Origin of the sequence: Methylicorpusculum oleiharenae (assembly GCF_009828925.2) — a bacterium.
Taxonomy (GTDB): domain Bacteria; phylum Pseudomonadota; class Gammaproteobacteria; order Methylococcales; family Methylomonadaceae; genus Methylicorpusculum; species Methylicorpusculum oleiharenae.
Genome location: NZ_WUTY02000001.1, coordinates 4656997 through 4675051 on the forward strand (window position 1 = coordinate 4656997; position 18055 = coordinate 4675051).

Below are 18055 nucleotides of genomic sequence, written 5' to 3' on the forward strand. Positions count from 1 at the left end.
AATGGTTGTTAGCGAGTCCGCCTGGTTAACGCGTCCATTTCGCTGAAAATCCTGCCGATAATGGATCACTACATCATGCCAGGAAGTCGATCATTTTGTGAACTCTTTCCGAACACGCTGCGCGTAACTTGGCAAAGCTAATGCACCCCAGACCTCAAAGCCTCTTCAGAAAATGCGGATTGGCTTTGGGCGGTTGTGTTGCCCCGAAGATTAACGTTTTATCTTCAAAGAGCACAACATTGACAGGGTGAGTCTTACTGGGCCCGGTGACTTGATAGTTGAGCACATTTAAACCGTTGGTTGCTTTGACATGCCAATTTTTCTTCAGAACTTTTTTCTGAATGGCGGCCCAGTTGGCGCTGTCTGGTTCGTTGGCCAAGGCATAGTCCTGGAAGATGCCGGGCGTCATCAGCGCGACGCCTTCCTGGACGACATGCACTCGGGCTTTGGCTTGATTGGTTTTGAGGGTGCCGGTTTGTATGCCTTGCTGCAGCCAGTGAAAAAAGGCGTCCACCGGATCGGTGGGTTCTGCACTGGCTTTGGCTGCGGTGCTGGGCTGCGGTTTTGCTGGTTTGTCTTTAACCGGCGGTTGAGTCTTTGACTTTAGCGTTCGGGTTAGTGCAACGTTTACTTTGGCTGAGTTGTCATCCCGCTCTTGCGTCAGTGCCGGCAGAACGTTCAACAGCGGGGCCGGATCGTGTTCTTCCGGCATCGGATCGTGATTCTGCTGACGGGCGGGTTGGAGGGGATCTGGCTGAAGGGGGCTTGTTATTGCGGTGAGAGCATTCAGCATGTTGTCTGAACCCTCCTCTTCGACTGGTTCGATAGGCACAATGCGCCCGTCAAAGGGCTCAGGCCTGCGCTCCGGATGCGTCCATAGTTTGGCAACGGGGATTTTGATCAGTGTCAATTGATGACTCCAGCCTTCGCCTTCTATGCGGGCGGTCCAGATGGCTTTGTCGCCGCAGGGCACGAGAAGCGCATGTTCCTGGAGCAGATCGAATAGTCGGCCGTTTTTGGCAGGGATGCCGGTATGGCCTTCTTGGGTCAAATGCTCGCGGATGGCATCGACGGTGCGTTTGCTGACCAGCCAGCAGTATTCGTCTTTTATCCAGCCGGCCGCGCCGTTTCGGTTGAGGGGTAATTCGCCTTCCTGCAATAAATGCCGTAACGCAGTGAGCATTTTTTCATGCAGCGGGATGGTTTTAACGGTGGGCATGCGGCTGCCGTCTGCCCCCAGATTGGCGGCGACCGATTGGCTGTCGGCCATCCGGATGATCTCGCCGATCGCCCCGGCCTGGTCATGATCGCCGCAGAGACTGGCCAGCCATCTTGCCAAGAGGATCCGGTCTTGGCTCAGCCAGGTCATGCCGTGGTCGGGAATGATGTTATGGATCAATAAGGGCGTGGCGTGTTCATGCAGGCGGTACTGTCTTTTGGGGTTAAATTCACTGCGGTAGGCGAGGCCGTGTTCATCCATGAAGTGCTGCCAGGGCTGCCAGGTCTGTTCCTGGTGGTTTGACGCATACAGCGTCACGGTCTGATCGACGGCAACTTTGGCGAGGTCATGGCAGAGCGCGGCCAAAAACACGGCATAGGTCCAACTGTCCTGGTGGGCGGCGATGTCTTCGGCACCGCCGGTTTCCGAGAGTAAATAAGCGCGTCGGATTTTCAGGGCAGTGACACAGACTTCCAGGGTATGGGTCAGCAGGCCGCCGAGTCCGGCGTGATGATGGACTTCGGATGCCGGTAACTGCTGGACAAAACGGGCAAAGTTACGCAGGGGAATGCTATAAAAGTGCGTGAAATGGTGCTTGGAAACACCGGCAAGTTCATCGAGTTGAGCCAGCAGGCTAGCATGCGGTTCCAATAACGCTTCGGCCGATTGTATCGGCACCAGACCCGGCACGGCATTCAGGGAAGCCGTGGGCTGCGTCTTGGCCGGGGTAACGGTGGCTTTTAGGGGCCACCCGAGTTTCAGCATCATCAGGCCTGGTTTGCTAAGCACGGGGTTGAAACCTGTGCTAAATTGCGTACGGAGTGATTCGCTTGCGGGGTGTTGCTCATCCGGTGGTCTGGCCTCGTGGCCCGTAAGGCGGCGAACCATTGGCCGGCTTTCGATTGTGCAGATGATGATAAGCCTTTGCTTTGCGGTGCTTCCAGGCAAAATGCTAAATCACGCGGTTAGGGTTTTTGGGAGTAGTGATGTTTAAGCAAAACCCGAGGCTTCCCGTTGAGGTGGTCATTGAAATTCCCCGTGGCAGTTTTTTAAAACGGGGATCGACCGGGCAACTGGATTTTATCTCGCTCCTGCCCTGCCCGTTTAACTACGGCTCGATTCCAGCTTACATCGGCTTAGAGGGGGATCTGCTCGATGCGGTGGTCCTCGGTCCGCGTTTAGCTTTGGGGACCACGCTGACGGTTTATGCCTGGGGGGCGATTGGTGTGTATGACCGGGGTATGTATGATGACAAACTGATTTGTAGCCTCACGCCGGTTTCACCGTGGCAACAACGGGGACTGGTGTTGTTCTTTAGTTGCTATGCGCAAGCCAAACGGCTACTCAATGCCTTCAGAGGCCGCTGGGGTAGGCACGGTTGTGGCGGCTGGGGCGATGCGGCTGCTGCGATCGCCAAAGCCACGCCGCGTGCTGCTGTGGAATGGTACGGTCCTTCGGTGCCGTTCTGAAGGTTTAAGGGAGATACACTTAAATTGCCACGAGATGCTTGAAGGATCGGTTGGCAACACTGGACGGCACCAATTAAGCATAGCGCTAACCCAAGCTGGCTTTATAATCGTCCTCACCCTTAAGGCTTCTTTGCCAGGAAAAACACCGCGCCGGAACAATCGATTGATATTCATTGGCACCGAGGGTTAGCAGCAACCGAGCAGCGCTTTATCATCAAGCCCCTGCCGTTCCCTTTAAATTCAGCAAGGATACTCTCAACATGACGGCTTACAAATGGCAGTTCGCAGCGCGTTTTCGCTCTCATGCCTTTGGGTGGCGGTCGGATAAACCGAAACAACGCATTAAGGAAGCCCTCTCTGAAATTAAGCGGATGGCCAAGCAAGATCCGGCCTTAGCCGCTGCAGGTGCTGTGCTTTTTTTAGAAAAAATCTCTCCGGCCCTCGAACAGGTTGATAGTTCTTCCGGCGCCATCGGCGCCTCGGTTAACCGTGCTATTGATAGCTTGGTACCTCTCATTGCCAAAGCGCCTGTAGCCCCCTCGGTCAGACAACAATGGCTGCAACGGTTGTGGCTGGCGTTGCAGGCTGACGCGATACCGTACATTGAGGCATTGGGCGATGCCTGGGGTGAGCTGTGCGCCAACCCTGAGTGTGCCAGCCAATGGGCTGATGAATTCAGGCCGGCTGTGGAGCAGGTATTGCAGGTATCCGGTTATGCGTATTTTAAGGGATCAAGTGCTTACCTCTCTTCTCTGTATGCCGCCGGTCGGTTCGATGAATTATTGGCCCTGTTTGACAATCCCTCTTTCAGCGGCTGGTGGTATCGTCAATGGGGGGTTCGGGCATTGCTGGCTCTGGATAGAAAAGCCGACGCTTTACACTACGCTGAAGCAAGCAAGAAGATCATCAATACACCTCTATCGGACGTTGCCAAGGTGTGTGAGGCTATTTTGATAGCGTCAGGTCTTTATGAAGAAGCCTACAACCGTTATGCGCTGGAGGCCAACTCGGGCACCACCCATCTGGCGACGTTTCGAGCACTCGTCAAAAAGTACCCGCATAAACCGGCAGCGGACATACTGGAAGATCTGGTGGCCAGTGAGCCCAACTCGGAAGGAAAATGGTTTGCTGCGGCTAAGGACGCCGGCTTGTTCGATAGAGCAATCGAGTTAGTCAACACGAGTCCCACCGACCCACGGACGCTGATTAGAGCAAGCCGAGACTCTGCTGAAAAACAGGCGCAATTTGCTGTGTCTGCTGGAATGGCGGCGCTCCGTTGGATGGCACGGGGCTATGGCTATCAAATGACCACCGGCGATGTGCTCGAAGCTTACACGTCAGTTTTAAATGCGGCTCGCTTTGCGGGTATACCAGAAGCACAAATAAACGCTCAAATTCGCGAGGTGATGAGGCAAGAAGATGCTGGCAATCATAGTATTCTGGCTACATTAAGGGATAGGTTGATCGTATCAAGCAACTGAGAGGCATATCCATCCGGGAGGAAACTAGCGCCGATTACGCTACCAATCTGCCACGTTAAATATTCAAAAGCAGCCATTGGCCATAAGCAAATTTTTGATTTCTGATCGTCGGCGAACGACCCATTTTTGCCACTCGCGCTTCTCCAAAGCGGCCATTCAGAGAAATCCAGATCCTGCGAGTTGGAGGTCTACAAAGCAGTCATTGGCGACTTCACTGAATCGGGAAAAACCCGCTGGCCGGAGTAACGATCCAATTTCAATAGATAAGGCAAACCAATGGCCCAGCCGACAGTCCGGTATTCGGCGAGCAAATTGACATTATCACTGAGTCATTACGGCCATTATGTGAAGTTTCTTTTATGAACAACATCTTGGTTTCGAATAGTTGACGTTAGGAATATAGCAGATTGAGCAAGGCAGCCAGATAAAAAGCTGGTCATAATTTTTGCAAACTGCAGGAGTCGATTTTCTGTAGTTCGATTCAGAAACTAACCCTCAGTACTACAGATAGCTTTTTCTACTTAAATATTGCTTCCAACAGGGAAACAATCACGCGGAATTTATCCATGATGTCGATAAAAAGTGAGAATTCGATACGTCTGATGACATCGACTGGAATAATCGTTGATATTGCTCCTTTTGGGTGCATTTGAAATGCTTGTTTTAAATCATGGAAATTATGCAAAGATTGCGTGCGTGGTAGAGGCTTTAAAGCCAGCTTACATCATGGTTGTGCCAAAGCCGCTGCTCATAAAAGGAAACTTCACATTATGGCCGTTATGCAAAGCTTTGCATAACGGCCAAATGCGAGCCGCCACGCTATCTGAGTCAGTGACAGCAGTTGAGTCGAAAGCAGTCAGTAATTTTAATGAACCAAATGGAATTACCAGCCAAAAACGGGTATTCTGAGTTATTGCAGAACTATTTAAAGCGCCTTAACGTTAAGTATAAACGTTTTTTCTCACTGGTTGATTCAAAGCGACGATAGTGAGGAGGGGATTGATAATTTAGTCTGAGCAGATTTAGGTGTCGGGTATAAAAAGTGCGCACAACATGTCTGCAATTCTCAACGGTAGACCGTATCGCTTAACGACCTATCGAAATAAAGAAATCTAACAACGTATCATTAATACCCGGCCATTGCGCATGGAGTTTATCGCCTTCGCAATACCAAGTCTTTACGCCATTAGAACAGCCAGAATAAGCCATGCAACCATTTTCAATTTGTTCAGGTATCGGCTCACATTTATTACATGCCGCCCACCAACCTGAAGACTGCACACCATATTTTGGAAACAAGTGGTCATTCGTGCTGTGCATAATCATGACAGGGATAGGCTCCGGACACTTGCGATCACGTAAATCCTGATAATCGATACCGGCGGCACTGGGTGCAATCGCATGGGGGATATGTTTGGTACCTGCCATAAACGCCAGCGCCATCGCGGCAGTCCCACCGTCAGAATGCCCGGTAAGAAAGATACGCTGTTCGTCAATACACCATTTTTTGGCAATCAAGCCTGGAATAGTACCGAGTTCGATGGTTGAGGTAGGCGATAACTCGGGATGATCTGCATAAGCGACTATGAAACCGGCCGTCGTCGCTTTTAGCGTAAGTCCGGTCAGTTTCTCAGTCTTAGCCCGATTTGATTTTGCCGGTGAATAAACCATCAGCAATGGATGAGCGATTGTGGGATCATAATTTAACGGCGTGCGTATATTATATTTAATGCCTTCACTTGTTGATTCGCCATTGTCCGCACCTGGATCACCCGGGCGTTTACCAACTTCGCAGTGCGCCTGAACTTTATCGCTGGTATAAGACGTGTTGCCCATCTGCGAAAACTCGTCATTATCTTCGCTAAAAAAGATTAACAGCGTGATCAAGATAGGCAGAAAAAACAGCAAGATAAACACGCTGTTGCGAAAAGTCGAAACGGTTTTAAATTTATCAAAATAGGTTTTAAACATCGGATGGCCCCACTACAGGTTTATTGGCTTCGCGTTTCATTAAATAAAAAACTGCTGCTATAAGGACAAAGATGAATAGCAAATTTATCGGTAAATTGCCTGAGGATTCCTCTTCGAGACCTACCGAAAACGGTATATGGCTATCAATGCTCTTGTCTTTATGCACAATCGCGACGTGGGCCAGATAATTACCTGCACCGAATTTACTGAAATCGACCACGCCATTGACCGTACCGGATTTTATTTTTGTCGGTTCCTTATAGAAAATCCGGGTTCCTTCTGGTTCTTTGGTGACTTCAAACTCGACAGTTAAATTGCGCAGGCCTTTGCCTTCATAATCGAATACAAGATTAGTCGCTCCTATTTGAGGAATCGACTGGCAATACTCTTTGGTGGTAAATGTTGGAGTATAGGCAGTAAAGTGTACCCGTTCATGACCCACCAGAATATTGCAGGCATCGACTTCATCATTTGCCCCCCGATGTGCATAAACGACTGATGGTAAAGTAATGGTCAATAATCCGAATAGAGCTATAGCGCGGCAAGCATGAGCTATCGTATTGAATAATGCTGGTAACGAAAAATTCTTTTTCATCTTCAAAACCTCTTTTGTATTTTGTTGAAGGCAGAATTATCAATTCATCTTCACTCATTCAACCGATATAGTTAAAAGTAAACAGCATCTTATGAGTATTATTGATGCCGGATGAATTGGCGAGAATACGTATAGCGGTAACAAAACGGTTCATGCAATTCATGAGGGCGCAGATACAAACGGAATCAAAATACGCATGCTCGTCCCAACCCGCATCGAAGATGTTTTGAGCGTCTGCAGGGGTAATTTGCTTAGGCGACAGGGTGAGTTTTTTAAGAAAGCAAAGTATCGGTATTAGCTTGTCATCGATTTTTGCGCTGTTAATAAGCGTTTTTAAAGCTGCAAATACCGATTCGTTAGGACCTGAGGGTAACGAAGCGGCTTTATGGTATTCATAGCTCAGGCTGCATTGGTTCAAATATGACGTATAAGCAAACAGTAATTGGCGCGTTTCCTTGCTGAAAGGTGAATGATTTCTCATGATTTCTTCCATGATCTTAAATAGTAATACCCGGCGATGCGGATATTTTTCCTGCATGTCGGGTAAGGAATTAAGGTCTGGGTTTCGTGTCAGGTATAACATCGTAGCTCCTGATGATATTGGTATAAAATCGGCAATCGGCTCATATATCTTGCCCAATTGCCAGGGGGATTAAAAATCGAAACTTTCAACTTCCGCAATTAAAAACAACGGCGCACCGCCTGTCGAAATATCAACGGCATGTTGTGCGGTTTCCTGTCCGCCCGGTGAATTTAAACAGGCTTCCAAATCCTGCATTGACGGAAAATAAACTTCGGCAATGCGATGGAAAGGCGTTTGTTCCTGACCAACACTGGATTTAACCAGCGACGCGACAAAGCGGGTTTTTCCGGCCATTTTTTCTACCGCCATCGGCACATGCTCCTCTGCATAGCGTTGTTCAAATGTATCGACATCGGCAGGTGTTGGGTACATAACAATGAGTTTTGCAGTTTTCATGGTTTTTCATAGGATTCGATTATGGTGATGTAATCATATTCTCTGCTTATAAGTCTTGTAAAATACTAACTTTCTATGGAAGAATAGGTTTTGGCTATATAAGTTCGAGGAAGACACTATGGAAATGCATCAAATCCGTTATTTTTTAGCGGTTTGCGATCATGGCAGTTTTACCCGTGCCGCGCAATTCAGCTATATTTCCCAGCCATCTTTAACGCAATCCATTAAAAAACTGGAAGATGAATTGGGCGGGGAATTATTCACTCGCGACCGTTCCGGCTGTTTGCTGACTTCGCTCGGCCGCTTGGTGGAGCCTAACTTTCGTAAGATATACAAGGAAACAGTCACGACTAAGGCCGATGCCCTTCGTTTTACCAAGTTGAACAATATCCCGTTGCGGATAGGCCTGATGGCAACGATAGGCGCACAACGTTTAAGCCCGATTTTTGCCCATTACAAGCATGAGTTTCCCAATATTGAATTTGAATTGATTATCGACTGTGAAACTTTATTATTGCAGCAACTGGAATCGGATTTGCTTGATTTGGTGATTAGCGCCCCTTTGCAATTGCTGGGTTCGCCCTATCAATCCACGTTGCTGTATACCGAAAAGTACGTAGTTGCGTTTAACAACAAGCACCGTTTTAATCACTTGAGCAAAATCGACCTCAAGGAAATCCAGTCTGAGCCTTATTTGGATCGGTTGAACTGCGAACTTAGGGATACTCTGCGGGCAATCTGCCAGGACCAGGAAGTCAACCTCTACGCCGCATACCGTAGCAATAGCGAGGATTGGATCGTCAGCTTGGTGCGCGCTGGCATGGGGGTTGCCTTGATGCCAGAGTACAGCCTGCCTGCAAACGCCGATGACGTGCGTTGCCGTTATTTGAGCAATCCGGAAATCAGTCGCCAAATATATGCGATTTATCATCCGAAGAATCAGAAAAATACTGAAATTAATAACTTACTTACAGTTTTAATTCATAGGTAAATACTATGTTTTCATAGGTAATTAGTCTTTTACAAACGCGCCTGATTTCTTGTAATATTAATTCAGACACATGAATAATAAAGCTTATGCTCATTAGCTTATTTTCCTACAGCCAAATAATAACTATGTGCCACTCTATAAGATATAGGATAAAACTATGGTAAGCAGTATAAATACCAAATATTTTGATCTGATTGACTGACTTGTCTTTTCTCAACTTCTTAGTCTAAATAAAGTAATTTAAGGCGAGACAGGATGCCTGTATCTGAGGTGGTACATAATGAATGATGTGAAAAAACTCTTGTTAGCGCTTGGACTGCTTTTTTTATTGGTTCAATTGATCACCTTCTTTCTGGTTGGGACAAAAGGAATTTGGGCTGGATTTTGACTTTTAATGCGAATAACGCGAAATTTAGCCAAAAAAATGATACTGAATATTCAAAGATGCAGTTGTCCACTGTGTTGATTGAGCAAACTGGGCCTCATTGCCTTGGGATTCGCTTCTCGCACAAACCAAACGTGCTATTTACTGAATACTATTTATCGACTTATTCCGTACCAAACGAAACAGAAAGACTAATGCAGAATTTATGAAAACACGCGGATTCTATACCCGGCAAACCATCTCCCATGCTATGGAAGTATTTTGGAGCAAGGGTTACAAGGGCGTATCGATGGCTGAACTTTTGGCTTTCATGGGCATCGGCAAGGGCAGCTTTTATGTGGCTTTTTACAGAAAACATGAACTTTACCTATAAGCGCTTAGGCATTTCCGCGACACTGGCATGTTGTTCAAGCATTCAAGACCTTGTCAGAAGCAAAATTTGCCCAGGAATCATTAAGGAAATTATTCGATCAATTAATTAAAAGACCCTTTAATGAACAGAAAAACTGCATGTTAGGAAAAGCGGCGCTGGGGTTTCGAGGTCAAGACCCCAAAGTGGCTGAAATAGTCGATATGGGGATATCCCAATCAGAAATGACCATTCTCAAAATCTTGTCCAAAGCCCAAGCCACAGGAGAAATAGGCGAAGGCAGCGATCTACAGGTATTGTCGCCCTACCTGACCGCTGTATTTTATGGAGTCTAGGTGCTGGGAGGCGCCAAGCCTTGTCAGGAAAACTATGAAAAAGTGGTGGCTACCCCCATAGGCGCCAACTTAAGCCATAAAATATTGATTCATAGTTGAAAAATAAAGGTGTGACCACAACATAGCGTATTTTTACCGACGAAAGTGAAAATCCCTATGATGCAGCCACAGCTAACTGATACGCATTTTGATGACTTTTTGCAAGAACTCCCGGCTGATTTCCAGGCGCGGGCCTATGAATTGCAGGCGTTTGCCCGGGCACGGAAAATCCAATCACCGCTGCAGTTATTGCAGTTAGTCCTGTTGTATTGCGGACTGGACTTGTCGTTGCGCAGCTGTGCTGGCGAAATCGCCAAGCTTCAGGGCTATTTGAGCGACATGGCGGTAACCAAGCGACTGGCGGCCTGCGTAGCATGGATCAAGTCGTTACTGAAGAGTGTGTTTGGACTGGATAAAGTGGTCAATCAAGGCGCACTGAATTTCATTGTGATTGACGGCTCGACCGTGCAAGAACCGGGTGCGAACGAAACGACCTATCGCCTGCATGTGGCGATCGACTTGATGAGCTTGACACTCCGCGAGGTCAACGTCACGACCGATAAAGTTGGGGAAAGCTTGGCTCATTATCAGTTGGCCGCAGGTGATGTCGCGCTGATGGATCGAGGCTACAACCAACCGAAGAGCTTAATTCCGTTCATTGACCGGGGCGGCGATGTCGTGCTGCGCTATAATCCGCACAGTATGACGCTTTACGAGCGGAACGACGATCCCAACGGTGTCAAAATCGCTTGGGAACAGCGCTTACGCGACTTGAACGGCCAACCGGCTGCGATACCGGTTTATCTGTGTCATCAAGACAACCGCATCGAAGGCGTGGTGCATGCGATGCCGTTACCGCCGGAACAGGCCGCCCAGGCACGCTGCAAAGCGAAACAACGCGCGCGTGATAAAGGTCGCACGGCAAGCCAAAAGACCTTGATGCTGAGCGGTTGGGTGTTGGTTTTTACCTCGATTTCCGAGTCGGTGCTCGACACCAAAGCCGTCGCTGAGCTCTACCGGGTTCGCTGGCAAGTGGAACTGGTCATCAAGCGCCTGAAAAGTTTGCTCGATATCGACCGGCTACGCGCTCGTAAAAACAGCAAGCTGGCGGACTTATATTTGCACGGCAAGTTACTGTTTGCCGCAGTGACTCAAAAAATTGTGCAGCGCCGATTCGGCCGGGCGGCCACCACGATGGCCGGCGATCGTTCGATTACCCATTGGCGTTTATGGCGCATGATCGCCGATGAAATCAAATCCGGACTCACGGCTTGTTTGCCAAAAAATGAGCGATTTATTGACAACTGTATAAAAAGCCTCTGTGAACGTCCACGCAAGAGAAAGCTTCAGGGTTTGCCGGGTCGTGTTTCGGAGCTCGTCGCTGAACGTCGGAATTTAGGTGTTCGTTTTGCTTAATCAAGCACTTAGATCCTTAAGTTGGCGCTTATGGTGGCTACCCCTACCGTGTTGTCGATTGTCTTTCCAAGCGAGTATGCGTATTCCTAAAGATCCCGCACTTATTTTTTTATTTTTTATGTACCAATCAGTCAATATATTTTTCAATCGTATTAGGGAGGTAATTAATATTGGTAATCCCCCGGCTATGGCGCGGGACTCTCGAAGGTTTGACCATCTATAAGATGGTCGCAACGATGCTCTTATCTCGACCAAAAGAGAGGAGTATCGAAAATGAGGGAATATCAAAGTTTGAGTCAAAGCAAGTGAGAATGCAATAACCCGGAACTTCAGGTGCAAGACCAAGAATTTTACTAGTAAAAAAATTTCCGAGCGCGGCGTTATTTCTTATCAACAGTTAACCTTGATGTAGAAATGGTGAGGAATTTCATCCGCGAGCAAGAACGTTACGAGCAACTGATGCTCTTTGGGCAAGCAAATTCGCCTTTTGGCGGTTCTTGAACAAGCCCCTTTGAGGGGCTAACAGAGATAAGTCCGGGGCTTTGCCGGGGGTGATTTAACTTATAGCTTACAACTAACTCATTTTTTAATTCATTTTTAATTTAATAAAGGATAAATCCATGTCTTTTTTACTTTCGAGTCCAGGCTCGACTAATCTCCCGGATGTGTTTCAAAAATATCCCAAACGGGGTATTATGATCTTGCACCTCATCGACGACATCATGCGTAAGGAATCACCACTGACTGACGGCGAACGCGAACTCATTTTTACCTATATTTCCGGCTTAAATTCTTGCAGTTTTTGTTTTCATTCTCATGTGCCTGCGGCCACCGCTTACGGAATTGATGAATCGATATTCAGTGACATGAAGATTAACCTTGATTCGCCTAAAGTCGATAAAAAACTTCAGCCGATATTGAGCTACGCCAAAAAACTTACACTAACGCCTACGCAAGTCACCAAAGCAGATGTCAATGCAATTTATGCTGAGGGATGGAATGAACAAGCCTTTTTTGATGTGGTGTGCATCTGCTGCGTGGTCAATTTTATGAACCGGTTCGTCAATGGGGTTGGTGTCGATGTCGATCCGGAAACCGCGCATCAAACCGGGGCTTCAGTTTTGCCTACAATCGGCTATTCCGGTTGGGCGGCAAACTTGGAAAAATCGCTTGCTTCATAGTTGTGCTTCGCAGTTCAGAAATTGGCAGAGCACGCTTACGTTATCCCTTTCTACCGCGCCGAGGATCGCAACTTGAAACAGGAATAACCCGATAAGCGTGATTCAGGGTTGAATCGCACTTATCGGGGATGGATCATCTTTTTGATATTCGAACGAGAAGAGCACAGTTAAAAAGCGGTGAGTGGAACGAAGGGCTAGTCGTAATTTATGTAGGCGGAGGGATCTAAGGCGCGGATTCAACAATCTTTGTTAACAGTTGCGAACCAGTTGAGCGCTAAAAATGTCCATCGGTATATGTTAAGGACGAAGCATGTAAGAATTTTGTTTAATTAATCGGTTCGTAATTACTTAACTCAGTTTTTTTACTCAAACTTTATAACCAGTTTCCAAAAGGTTGCACAATAACCGTTTCACCAACTTCCACTCGGGTTTGATCAGCTGCCAAGATTATGAAGCAGTTGGCTTGCGACATGGAAAGTAAAATACCAGAACCTTGCTCACCGGTCTTGCATACTGTCAACCCGCCATCAGACGCCTGACTCAAAATGCCGCGCTGATACTCTACTCTTCCCGCTCGTTTTGTTAAAAGCAAACTGTTCATCGCTTGTAAAATTAAAGGCGGACGAACGACTTCGCCACTTAAATGCTGTAGTGCCGGATGCACAAACTGGTTAAAACTTACCATCATCGCCACTGGGTTACCTGGCAAACCGAAAAACAATGCTTGTTCTAGACGGCCAAAAGTTAATGGTCGTCCTGGCTTAATTGCCACCTTCCAAAAAACAATTTCGCCTAATTCGTTCAACACTTGACGTATATAATCGGCCTCTCCGACCGAAACTCCGCCGCTACTAATAATGACATCATGGTTTTTCGCAGCTACTTGCAATATATTGTGTAGTTGTATTTGGTCGTCACCAATCACGCCTAAATCAGTTATATTGCAATGCAAGCGGCTCAACATCCCAAACATTACATTTCGATTACTATCGTATATCTGTCCAAGCTGTAAGGCTTCTCCAATTGGCTGCAATTCATCACCTGTGGAAAAAAAGGCTATCCGCAAGCGCGGCATTACAGCAACATTATTGATGCCTAAGGAAGACAACAACCCTAAATCTGCCGACGTTAACCGTCGACCACATGTCAACACTGTTTGTCCTAATCGAATATCCTCACCAACGAATCGAATATTTTCTACTAGCCTAGTACGGCCATCAATTCTAATACTTGCTGCGCCGAGCATTTCGACATGCTCCTGCGGGATCACCGTATTGCAACTGGCAGGAATCACTGCTCCTGTCATTATGCGGACACACTCGCCACTTGTGCATCTCCCAAGAAATGGATGACCGGCAAAACTATTCCCAACTACTTTTAATGTGACTGTCCCATTCCGAGGTATATCATTGGCACACAGGGCAAACCCATCCATCGCCGAATTGTCATAAGGAGGAACATTCATTTCAGCAATAATATCTTCAGCCAACACACGATCAATGGCCTGTCGCAAAGACAACCGTTCTTGCTTCGTAATAGCCAATGGTTTTATGCAATCTATTATAAATTGCTGCGCAACATCAACAGTTATTGCTGTTGGATCATGCTCGTCAGCGCAACTTGGTTTGCTTAGATGAAGTCTTACGCTATCTATCTTATTAGGCATAACACCCCGAAACTACCATGTTCATTCACTGTTGCCGATACACTTCTGATTTGGTCCATATTGCTGATATGATTTATCATATTACCTTTTGCTTAAGTTACTACCATAGCCTGAAAAGAATGGATAAGATGACCTCGATAGCGTTGATAAAGCCAACGTCCACCCAACACTTCAACACTCTGCTTACGTTGGTTATTGTTAATAGTTTGTGTTTTTTTTAAATCGCAACACAAGTGAGTTGTCCTACTACTGATTAATTTTCGGCATTTTGCTATTGACGCATGTGTTAAAAAAGACCCTCATCACCTTTTCGCTACGTAGCGAAAGAGTCGAAATTAACGTACTCCTTTTGGAGGTAAGAAAACGCCTGGGCAACAAGCACCCAAACCCAATACACGCGCATCAAATGTATGGGTATTATTGATGATGAAGGTCTGTAAGCTGCTTACTCTATTTAATAGCATTTATATCAACAAACAGGATGGACAGTTAGCTCCACCAGTGCAACCATTAGCAATCAATTTCAGCCATCACCGCTTGAGGGGGCAAAGTTTATATGGCCGGTAAAAATTGCCAGTTGCATAGTTGCTGATGGAGCTAACCGTCACCCCTGTTTAACGTATTTTTTTCAAAGCAGGGTCTTGTTATATCTATTTAATTGATGTGCCCAAAAGGCACATAAACTCGACAATTTTGTTATACCTCCGAAGTCACTGCGAATGCAGTAGATCTCCTTCAGAACCTAAGTTTTAGATTCCTTAGGCACAACCGAAGCCAACTCTTCAAGAACAATCGAACCATTGCTGATTCGGTAAGCAAGAATGGAGCACTATTTTTTTCTCCAACCGGAAAATCTGCGCTGTTTCTCTGGCAATAGGTAACACGACGGTTTTTCGCCATCCTCCAAGGAGACTGCAAAGCCATTCAAAGCAATATTTGTATAACGGGTCGAAGAGATTGTTGCTAGCATCTTTTCGGAAAGAACATAGCTAAAAGAATCAAATGTTGAAATAAAGCCTGCTTTTCTATCAGGTATATTTCCTTGATTATTTCAATAGCTTGATTTTGGGATATCATTTTTTTACCCAGCGTTTTTCTTCATCATGTCCGCCACCCCACAGCATAGGGAAAGCATGCAAAAGTCCAGGGAAAAGTGCTTCCATACTTTCCTGCGCACCTTTGGAACTTCCTGGTAAATTAATGATTAATGTTTTGTCGCGTATGCCAGCCAGTTCGCGTGACAACATTGCATATGGTGTGCGTTCTTTACCATGGCGGCGTATAGTCTCTGCCAGACCGGGTGCTTCTTTTTCGATGACTTTGGCCGTTGCTTCCGGAGTTATGTCTCTAGGGCCAAAACCCGTTCCACCGGTTGTAATAATCAGATCAAAATGTTCATCTACTAGTTGCCGCAAGCGATTTGATATTTGGTCTGAATCATCGGGTAAAATTTCATAGACCGGAACCGAGAGGTATTTATCTTCCAAAAATAGTTTGATGATTTTTCCAGATTTATCTTCGCGGTTTCCGGCATATGTTGAATCAGAAATAACAAGAACAGCCGATTTTAATGGTTCGGCAAAATATTCTTTAAAACTGCTTTTGCCTCCCTTTTTCTTAACCAGTTTTACATCGGAAAAAGAGATGTTTTCATCTAACGGTTTAAGCATATCATAGACGTTTAACAGCGCGCCCGTGACTGCAGCCATAGCTTCCATTTCAACACCGGTTTTCCAGATTGCTTTAACTTCCGCTGAAATTTTTATGGTGTCTTTGCCGATATCAAAATTTATACCCACCCAATCCAACGGAAGAGTATGACAAAAGACGATCCAGGCAGCAGCATTTTTCGCAGCGGCTATGCCTGCTGCCCGTGCAACCTGTAAAACATCTCCTTTGGGAACAGTTTTTTCAGCCACCCGTTTTATTGTTTCCGAATTAGCCGTTAAAATTCCTTCGGCTTTCGCATATCTTAATGTGCTGAATTTTGGACTAATATCAATCATTTTGTATTTTTAAACTACTTATTTTGTTTTTGCATTTAATTGAATAAATTACCAGAAAAATTACATTTTTAACTGAACTTGCATTTTCCGATAAAAAAGTTCTTACAAGCTATTCCTGAACCCAGTGCACAGATTTATCTTCCATGATTTCTTTTTTCCAGATGGGAACTTTGTGTTTAACACATTCAACAATCTGTTCCATCGCTTTAATACTTTCTTTACGATGCCCGGAAGAGCAAAAAACAAAAAGAGATACTTCTCCGGTTTTTACCAATCCGGTACTATGGTATATGTGCAGACAATTTAACGACCATTGTTCAAAAGCCTCTTCACGAATTTTTGAAAACGCTTGATTGGCCATGTCTTCATAAGCCGAGTATTCAATTCCGGCCACATGTTTGCCTACTTTTTCATCAGCACGTACCTGACCGAGAAAAATAGAATGGGCGCCTATGTCATGTTTAGAGCTATGTTTTGCTATCTGCTCACCGATAAAAACCGGATCGATAGCTCCCTGGATAAAATAATTTCTAGCGCTCATGGTTCTATTTTTTTCCTCTTTCAACCAGGCTACCAAACCGCCTGTAAGATTAAATACATTTTTAAGATTTTGATGATTTGGCAGCATTCTAATTGCCCGTGTGCTGTTGATTCCGTGGTCACAATAAAAAACAACCTGGCTATCGTTTTTCAATATATTATGAATATTAGTCTGCAAATTATTTAGCGGGATGCGAATAGCATTCGGCAATTCCACTTGGAATTCGGGTATCGAACGAACATCAATCAATTGTAATTTTTCGTTGTTTTGTAATTTTTTGTGCAGATCAACAGCGCTGATTTCATTTATTTTTTGCTGACTTGAACTGCAAAAGCTTTCATAATTAAATGACTCAAAATCCGGGGCATTTTGCAAAGCCTGCTGCACGGCCTGTTCGTTTCGTTGAATGGAAAACAGCATCATTTGATTGTTCAAAGCATCGAACATCAAAACTTTTCCTGATAAAACTTCGCCTACTCCGCAGATCATTTTTATAACTTCGTTTGCCTGCAAATTACCGATAATTCCAGGAAGAACGCCAATGACACCATTTTGCGCACAATCTGGTGCTGTTTCGGGTGCCGGGGGTTTGGGATACAGGCAGCGATAAGTTGGGCATTTATTGCCTTGATTATCTGTAAAATTTAATACACTCAACTGTCCCTGAAAGCGGTCTATTGATCCTGAAACAAAAGGCTTATTCAGGTAAACACAAAAATCGTTAATCAAATAACGGGTTGGAAAGTTGTCTGTAGCATCAACAACGACATCATATTGGGAAATCAAATCGAAAGCGTTTTCCGGAGACAATCTTTGAGTGTATGCCTTTAAAAAAATATTGGGATTGAGATCCTTTAAACGATTTACCGCAGCTTCGGCTTTGAATTTTCCAACCTGTGAAAAGCCATACAACACCTGACGATGCAAATTAGAAACCGCAACTTTATCGGGATCTACTATACCAATCCTACCGACACCGGCTCCAGATAGATACATTAAAGTAGGGCAGCCCAATCCGCCTGCACCGATAACCAGTACTTTTGCTTTTTTTAAAGCCTGTTGTCCTGTTTTGCCAATCTGAGGTAAAATCAAATGGCGGTGATAATACTGAATTTCCTCTTTATTTAGGTTCATGGTTGCCTTTAAAAAATCAGCCCCCAGCAAAGGGAGGCAAAACTGCGACCGAATCGTTATCAAAAAGAAGATAATTGTCTTCAACCATTTGCTGATTTACAGCCATTCTATACGTATAGTCTTTTAAATCCGGATAATTTGTGATTAATTTGCTTTTCAAGTCATTCATATTGACTGTGTCTTGAATCGTCAACATGTTCTTCCCCACCACATCACTCAGAACACCAAAAAAAATCACATTAACCTGCATAGTTTTTCCTTACGTTTGAATGGAAAC

Annotated in this window: 17 protein-coding genes; 8 read left to right on the top strand and 9 right to left on the bottom strand. The window is 45.6% G+C overall.

The window, feature by feature from the left end:
• Positions 1–154 precede the first annotated feature (154 nt).
• Complete coding sequence (gene mobH, locus GO003_RS20680) at positions 155–1987, bottom strand: MobH family relaxase (protein ID WP_231089118.1); 1833 nt, start codon at positions 1985–1987, stop codon at positions 155–157.
• 215 nt (positions 1988–2202) lie between these two features.
• On the opposite strand from mobH, the gene GO003_RS20685 reads away from it, so the two are divergent.
• From GO003_RS20685 to GO003_RS20695, 3 genes are all read left to right on the top strand, one after another.
• Positions 2203–2688 (top strand): inorganic diphosphatase, encoded by a 486-nt coding sequence (locus tag GO003_RS20685; RefSeq protein WP_231089227.1) that lies wholly within the window; start codon positions 2203–2205, stop codon positions 2686–2688.
• 260 nt (positions 2689–2948) lie between these two features.
• Entirely contained in the window at positions 2949–4169 is a 1221-nt protein-coding gene (locus tag GO003_RS20690; protein ID WP_159659108.1) for a hypothetical protein, read from the top strand.
• Positions 4170–4793: 624 nt separating this feature from the next.
• Positions 4794–5078, top strand: coding sequence for a hypothetical protein (locus tag GO003_RS20695; protein WP_159658574.1), 285 nt, complete (start codon positions 4794–4796; stop codon positions 5076–5078).
• A gap of 177 nt (positions 5079–5255) precedes the next feature.
• Here GO003_RS20695 and GO003_RS20700 read toward each other — a convergent pair whose 3' ends face one another.
• From GO003_RS20700 to GO003_RS20715, 4 genes are all read right to left on the bottom strand, one after another.
• Positions 5256–6140 carry an alpha/beta hydrolase family esterase gene (locus GO003_RS20700; protein WP_159658575.1) on the bottom strand — a complete coding sequence of 295 codons (885 nt, stop codon included), beginning with the start codon at positions 6138–6140 and terminating at the stop codon, positions 5256–5258.
• Complete coding sequence (locus GO003_RS20705; protein ID WP_159658576.1) at positions 6133–6735, bottom strand: hypothetical protein; 603 nt, start codon at positions 6733–6735, stop codon at positions 6133–6135. The genes GO003_RS20700 and GO003_RS20705 overlap by 8 nt, the downstream gene beginning before the upstream one ends.
• A 58-nt stretch (positions 6736–6793) precedes the next feature.
• Positions 6794–7318: a carboxymuconolactone decarboxylase family protein gene (locus GO003_RS20710; protein WP_159658577.1), complete on the bottom strand. Its 525-nt coding sequence runs from the start codon at positions 7316–7318 to the stop codon at positions 6794–6796.
• A gap of 69 nt (positions 7319–7387) precedes the next feature.
• Positions 7388–7714: an EthD family reductase gene (locus tag GO003_RS20715; RefSeq protein ID WP_159658578.1), complete on the bottom strand. Its 327-nt coding sequence runs from the start codon at positions 7712–7714 to the stop codon at positions 7388–7390.
• Positions 7715–7832: 118 nt separating this feature from the next.
• Between GO003_RS20715 and GO003_RS20720 the strand changes: the two genes are divergently transcribed.
• The 5 genes from GO003_RS20720 to GO003_RS20740 all read left to right on the top strand — a co-directional run bounded on the left by GO003_RS20720 (position 7833) and on the right by GO003_RS20740 (position 12431).
• Positions 7833–8705 carry a LysR family transcriptional regulator gene (locus GO003_RS20720; RefSeq protein ID WP_159658579.1) on the top strand — a complete coding sequence of 291 codons (873 nt, stop codon included), beginning with the start codon at positions 7833–7835 and terminating at the stop codon, positions 8703–8705.
• Positions 8706–9295: 590 nt separating this feature from the next.
• Positions 9296–9463 (top strand): TetR/AcrR family transcriptional regulator, encoded by a 168-nt coding sequence (locus tag GO003_RS20725; protein WP_159659086.1) that lies wholly within the window; start codon positions 9296–9298, stop codon positions 9461–9463.
• Between the two features lie 137 nt (positions 9464–9600).
• A complete protein-coding gene (locus tag GO003_RS20730; RefSeq protein WP_159659085.1) occupies positions 9601–9795 on the top strand; it encodes a hypothetical protein in 195 nt (64 codons plus the stop codon).
• Between the two features lie 156 nt (positions 9796–9951).
• Positions 9952–11250, top strand: a complete 1299-nt coding sequence (locus GO003_RS20735) for a transposase (RefSeq protein ID WP_231089119.1) — start codon at positions 9952–9954, stop codon at positions 11248–11250.
• A gap of 620 nt (positions 11251–11870) precedes the next feature.
• On the top strand, positions 11871–12431 hold the full coding sequence (locus GO003_RS20740) for a carboxymuconolactone decarboxylase family protein (protein ID WP_159657117.1): 561 nt from the start codon (positions 11871–11873) through the stop codon (positions 12429–12431).
• A gap of 373 nt (positions 12432–12804) precedes the next feature.
• Here GO003_RS20740 and moeA read toward each other — a convergent pair whose 3' ends face one another.
• From moeA to GO003_RS20760, 4 genes are all read right to left on the bottom strand, one after another.
• Positions 12805–14097 (bottom strand): molybdopterin molybdotransferase MoeA, encoded by a 1293-nt coding sequence (moeA, locus tag GO003_RS20745; RefSeq protein ID WP_159657119.1) that lies wholly within the window; start codon positions 14095–14097, stop codon positions 12805–12807.
• A gap of 1073 nt (positions 14098–15170) precedes the next feature.
• Positions 15171–16103 (bottom strand): bifunctional molybdenum cofactor biosynthesis protein MoaC/MoaB, encoded by a 933-nt coding sequence (gene moaCB / locus GO003_RS20750; protein WP_159657121.1) that lies wholly within the window; start codon positions 16101–16103, stop codon positions 15171–15173.
• Between the two features lie 109 nt (positions 16104–16212).
• Positions 16213–17778 carry a molybdopterin-synthase adenylyltransferase MoeB gene (gene moeB, locus GO003_RS20755; protein WP_159657123.1) on the bottom strand — a complete coding sequence of 522 codons (1566 nt, stop codon included), beginning with the start codon at positions 17776–17778 and terminating at the stop codon, positions 16213–16215.
• A 16-nt stretch (positions 17779–17794) separates the two neighbouring features.
• On the bottom strand, positions 17795–18028 hold the full coding sequence (locus GO003_RS20760) for a MoaD/ThiS family protein (RefSeq protein WP_159657125.1): 234 nt from the start codon (positions 18026–18028) through the stop codon (positions 17795–17797).
• Positions 18029–18055: the final 27 nt, after the last annotated feature.

Excerpts from the sequence above, each read along its gene's own strand:
- mobH (WP_231089118.1), bottom strand. The coding sequence starts at position 1,987 with ATGATGCTGAAACTCGGGTGGCCCCTAAAAGCCACCGTTACCCCGGCC.
- GO003_RS20690 (WP_159659108.1), top strand. The coding sequence starts at position 2,949 with ATGACGGCTTACAAATGGCAGTTCGCAGCGCGTTTTCGCTCTCATGCC.
- GO003_RS20700 (WP_159658575.1), bottom strand. The coding sequence starts at position 6,140 with ATGTTTAAAACCTATTTTGATAAATTTAAAACCGTTTCGACTTTTCGC.
- GO003_RS20705 (WP_159658576.1), bottom strand. The coding sequence starts at position 6,735 with ATGAAAAAGAATTTTTCGTTACCAGCATTATTCAATACGATAGCTCAT.
- GO003_RS20710 (WP_159658577.1), bottom strand. The coding sequence starts at position 7,318 with ATGTTATACCTGACACGAAACCCAGACCTTAATTCCTTACCCGACATG.
- GO003_RS20715 (WP_159658578.1), bottom strand. The coding sequence starts at position 7,714 with ATGAAAACTGCAAAACTCATTGTTATGTACCCAACACCTGCCGATGTC.
- GO003_RS20720 (WP_159658579.1), top strand. The coding sequence starts at position 7,833 with ATGGAAATGCATCAAATCCGTTATTTTTTAGCGGTTTGCGATCATGGC.
- GO003_RS20725 (WP_159659086.1), top strand. The coding sequence starts at position 9,296 with ATGAAAACACGCGGATTCTATACCCGGCAAACCATCTCCCATGCTATG.
- GO003_RS20730 (WP_159659085.1), top strand. The coding sequence starts at position 9,601 with ATGTTAGGAAAAGCGGCGCTGGGGTTTCGAGGTCAAGACCCCAAAGTG.
- GO003_RS20735 (WP_231089119.1), top strand. The coding sequence starts at position 9,952 with ATGATGCAGCCACAGCTAACTGATACGCATTTTGATGACTTTTTGCAA.
- GO003_RS20740 (WP_159657117.1), top strand. The coding sequence starts at position 11,871 with ATGTCTTTTTTACTTTCGAGTCCAGGCTCGACTAATCTCCCGGATGTG.
- moeA (WP_159657119.1), bottom strand. The coding sequence starts at position 14,097 with ATGCCTAATAAGATAGATAGCGTAAGACTTCATCTAAGCAAACCAAGT.
- moaCB (WP_159657121.1), bottom strand. The coding sequence starts at position 16,103 with ATGATTGATATTAGTCCAAAATTCAGCACATTAAGATATGCGAAAGCC.
- moeB (WP_159657123.1), bottom strand. The coding sequence starts at position 17,778 with ATGAACCTAAATAAAGAGGAAATTCAGTATTATCACCGCCATTTGATT.
- GO003_RS20760 (WP_159657125.1), bottom strand. The coding sequence starts at position 18,028 with ATGCAGGTTAATGTGATTTTTTTTGGTGTTCTGAGTGATGTGGTGGGG.